The following is a 4,004-nucleotide window of genomic DNA, read 5'->3' on the forward strand; positions in this document are numbered from 1 at the left end:
TGGTAGGTAGGCGGCGAACGGAAGTGGGTTCCGTCGTGCAGCGCCGGCGGGCGGGCGGGATGTGTGAGCGGGCCGGACCCCGAGACCCCCGGCCGGGTGGCGGCGCGTCGGCGGGGCAGCGTGCCGGCCGGGCACTGTCACACCGCGGAAAACGGTTTGCGGGGGTGGAGCGGGGGTTCTAGGCTCGCGGGTCTTGCCTCCGGCCGTTCGTGGGCCGGAGCCGGCCGGACGGCAACCGGGCGGCGTCTCCTCACCCGTTTCCAGCAACGGAGGCTTCGCCGTGCCCGCCCGCACCCCCCTGGACGCCGAACGCGATCACCTGGCCGCTTCCCGCGCCGCGCTGCGCGCGATGCGTGCCGACGCCGAGGCCCTCGACATCGGTGACGTCACCGCGAACTGGGTCAACGCCGAGGTGCTGCGCTCCGAGATCGAGCAGCGGATCAAGTCCCTGGCCGACCTCGCGGACACGCCGCTGTTCTTCGGCAGGCTCGACTACCTGCGGGACCTCGACGCGGACGGCGAGCACGGCCACCGGTTCTACATCGGCCGCCGCCACGTCCACGACACGGGCGGCGACCCGATGGTGATCGACTGGCGCGCACCCGTCTCCCAGCCGTTCTACCGGGCCTCGAAGCAGGACCCGCGAGGCGTGCGGCTGCGGCGCCGCTTCGGGTACGACGGCGGCGAGCTGACCGCGTACGAGGACGAGCACCTGCTGGATCCGGGCGAGGGCGAGGAGGAACGGCCGAGCGCCCTCCTCCAGCGCGAGATCGAACGGCCGCGCGTCGGCCCGATGCGGGACATCGTGGCGACGATCCAGCCCGAGCAGGACGAGATCGTGCGCGCCGCGCTCTCCGGCACGGTCTGCGTGCAGGGGGCGCCCGGCACCGGGAAGACGGCCGTGGGCCTGCACCGGGTGGCGTACCTGCTGTACAGCCACCGGGAGCGGCTGGCGCGCAGCGGCACGCTGGTGATCGGGCCGAACCGTTCGTTCCTGCGCTACATCGAACAGGTGCTGCCCGCGCTGGGCGAGCTGGAGGTCAGGCAGTCCACCGTGGACGATCTGGTGGCGCACGTCCCGGTGCGCGGCACGGACAGCGCGGCGGCGGCGCGGATCAAGGGGGACGTGCGGATGGCGCGGGTGCTGCGGCGGGCGGGGCGGGCGGGCGGGCGGATGCCGTCCGAGCCGGTCGTGGTGGTGCGCGGCTCGCGGCGCTGGCGCGTTCCGGCGTACGAACTGGAGCAGATCGTCCGGGAGTTGCTCGACCGCGACATCCGGTACAACTCGGCGCGCGAGGCGCTGCCGCGGCGGATCGCGCACGCGGTGCTGGTGCGGATGGAGGAGGCGGGCGAGGCGCCGGACGACCGGACGCAGAACGCGGTGGCCCGCACGCCCGCCGTGAAGGCGGCCGTCAAGGAGATCTGGCCGCCGGTGGACCCGGCGAAGCTGGTGCTGCGGCTGCTGTCCGACGCCGGCTTCCTCGCCGCGCACTCCGAGGGCGTCCTCACCCCCGAGGAACGCGCCGGGATCCTGTGGGAGAAGCCGCCGCGCGGCGTCGCGTCGGCCCGCTGGTCGGCCGCCGACGCCGTACTGATCGACGAGGCGAAGGACCTGGTCGAACGCACCGGATCGCTCGGGCACGTGGTGCTGGACGAGGCGCAGGACCTGTCGCCGATGCAGTACCGGGCGGTGGGCCGCCGTTGCTCGACCGGTTCGGCGACGGTGCTGGGCGACCTCGCGCAGGGCACGACGCCCTGGGCGACGGAGAGCTGGGCGGCGGCGCTGGCCCACCTCGGCAAGCCGGACGCGGTGGTCGAGGAGCTGACGCGGGGGTTCCGCGTGCCGCGCGAGATCATCGCGTACGCGTCACGGCTGCTGCCCGCCATCGCGCCGGAGCTGGCGGAGGCGACGTCCGTCCGGGAGGCGGCCGGTTCGCTCCGGGTCCGGCGGGTGGCGGACGGGACCGGCGCGGCCGGGTTGGACGACGCGGTGGTGGCGGCCTGCCGGGAGGCGCTGGAGCACGAGGGATCGACGGGCCTGATCGCGGCGGACGCCCGGATCGAGGCGCTGGCGGACGCGCTGGCGGCGGCGGGGCTGAGCCATCTGGCGCCCGGCGAGGAGACCTCGCGGGAGGCGCGGCTGACGCTGGTGCCCGCGTCGCTGGCCAAGGGCCTGGAGTACGACTACGTCGTGCTGGACGAACCGGCCGCGATCGTGGCCGGCGAGCCCGACGGACGGACCGGGCTGCGCCGCCTGTACGTGGCGCTGACCCGCGCGGTCTCCGGGCTCACGATCGTGCACGCGGCTCCGCTGCCCCGGGAACTGGCGACCCCGGCTCCGGCGTCCTCCCCGGCGGGGTGACGATGCGGCGGACGGCCTCGACGGCGGACGCCCGGTAGGCGGCGACGACCTCGGGGTCGTCGGCGTCGCCGAGCAGCGCCCGCGCGACCTGGGGCACGGCGTAGTACCAGGCCACGGTGCCGAGCAGCAGCATCAACAGATGGGACGGCGGCAGGTCGGCGGTGACGTGGCCGGAGCGCTGCCCGGCGGCGAGCGCGTCGGTCTTGACCCGGTAGTGCCCGATGCGGACCGGGTCCTCGGAGGAGTGCTCGGCGCCGTAGTACTGCGCCTCGTTCAGCAGCAGTCGCAGCAGCTCGGGGTGGGCGCGGTAGTGGTCGAACAGCTCGCCGGCGAACTCGGGAACGCGCCGGGGATCGATGTGGATCGCCTCGATCAGCTCGCCCATCTGGCGTTCGAGGACGGCGGCGAAGAGCTGCTCCTTGTTCCCGAAGTAGCTGTAGATCGACGCCTTGTTCGCTTCGGCGCGCTCGGCGATACGGTCCACGCGGGCGCCGTCGATGCCCCGCTCCGCGAACTCGGCGGTGGCGGCTTCCATGATCCTGGCCCGGGTGGCCTCGGCGTCGTACGGCATGAGCCCAATCTAACTAACCGGTTGACTTGAACGCCACCACGGGCGCAGGATGACCCCCGTTGTAACCAACCAGTTAGGAACTCCGGGAACCCCCGAGGAGCGCACCGTCGTGCCCATGCCCGCCATGCCCGCCTCCGTCCTGCGGTTCTTCACCGCCTCCCACGCCGCCGACGCCGAGGCGTGGGCCTCCACGTTCGCCGAGAACGCCGTGCTGCACGACCCGGTCGGCCAGCCGCCGATCGAGGGCCGCGCGGCGATCCACGCGTTCATCGCCGAGGTCCTGTCCGGCTTCAGCCCGTTCCTCGGCCTCACCCCGCTCCAGGCCCACACGGCGGGCAACGCGGTCGCCGTCGCCTGGCACGGCTCGGCCCTCACCACCGCCGGCCGCCCGGTCAACTGGTCCGGGATCAACGTCTTCGACCTGGACGACGACGGCCTCATCGCCGAGGCCCGCGCCTACTTCGACCAGGCCGTCCTCCGCGCCCAGCTCGCCTCATGAACGGCATACCGCCGAACGGGACACCGCCGCACGGCATACCGCCGCGCCACGGCCGGGGGCTCATCGCGCTGTTCGCTGTCGCCTGCGGTGTCGGCGTCTCCACCATCTACCTCGCCCAGCCGCTGATCACCGTCATCGCCGACAGCCTCGGCATCTCCGAATCCGCCGCCGGACTGGTCGCCACCCTCGCCCAGGCCGGCTACGCCACCGGCATCCTGCTGCTCGTTCCGCTCGGCGACCTCGTCCGGCCGCGCCGGCTGGTCACCGTGCTGCTGCTCGCCACGTCCGGCTGCCTCCTGGTGGCCGCCGCCGCGCCCGGCCTGCCGGTGCTGCTCGCCGCCTCGTTCGCCGCCGCCGCGTGCACGGTCGTCCCGCAGATCCTGATCCCGCTGGCGACCCGGCTGACCCCGCCCGACCGGGCCGGCCGCACGGTCGCGACCCTCGCCACCGGCCTGTACCTCGGGCTGTTCGGCAGCCGGGTGCGGGGCGGACTGCTCGGCGAGGCGGCCGGCTGGCGGGCCGTGTACGTGGCCGCCGCCGTCACCACGGCCGCCACCGCCCTGGCGCTGGTC

4 protein-coding genes are annotated in these 4,004 nt (G+C 74.3%); 3 read left to right on the forward strand and 1 reads right to left on the reverse strand.

Annotated elements, in window-relative coordinates; all coding sequences use genetic code 11:
* The first annotated feature begins 280 nt into the window (after nucleotides 1–280).
* A complete protein-coding gene (locus BN2279_RS07505) occupies nucleotides 281–2,362 on the forward strand; it encodes a HelD family protein (protein WP_059007723.1) in 2,082 nt (693 codons plus the stop codon).
* On the opposite strand, the gene BN2279_RS07510 is transcribed toward BN2279_RS07505, so the two are convergent.
* Nucleotides 2,289–2,933, reverse strand: a complete 645-nt coding sequence (locus BN2279_RS07510) for a TetR/AcrR family transcriptional regulator (RefSeq protein ID WP_059007725.1) — start codon at nucleotides 2,931–2,933, stop codon at nucleotides 2,289–2,291. The two genes, BN2279_RS07505 and BN2279_RS07510, sit on opposite strands and share 74 nt — an antisense overlap.
* Nucleotides 2,934–3,048: 115 nt before the next feature.
* On the opposite strand from BN2279_RS07510, the gene BN2279_RS07515 reads away from it, so the two are divergent.
* Both BN2279_RS07515 and BN2279_RS07520 read left to right on the forward strand, forming a co-directional pair.
* On the forward strand, nucleotides 3,049–3,432 hold the full coding sequence (locus tag BN2279_RS07515; protein WP_059007727.1) for a nuclear transport factor 2 family protein: 384 nt from the start codon (nucleotides 3,049–3,051) through the stop codon (nucleotides 3,430–3,432).
* Nucleotides 3,429–4,004, forward strand: a 576-nt coding sequence (locus BN2279_RS07520; RefSeq protein ID WP_159037101.1) for an MFS transporter, incomplete at its 3' end; no start/stop codon positions are given. The genes BN2279_RS07515 and BN2279_RS07520, both read left to right, overlap by 4 nt.

The organism is Streptomyces specialis (assembly GCF_001493375.1).
Taxonomy (GTDB): Bacteria; Actinomycetota; Actinomycetes; order Streptomycetales; family Streptomycetaceae; genus Streptomyces; species Streptomyces specialis.

Bases quoted from the DNA above. Each gene is read 5' to 3' on its own strand.
- BN2279_RS07510 (WP_059007725.1), bottom strand. From the start codon at position 2,933: ATGCCGTACGACGCCGAGGCCACCCGGGCCAGGATCATGGAAGCCGCC.
- BN2279_RS07515 (WP_059007727.1), top strand. From the start codon at position 3,049: ATGCCCGCCATGCCCGCCTCCGTCCTGCGGTTCTTCACCGCCTCCCAC.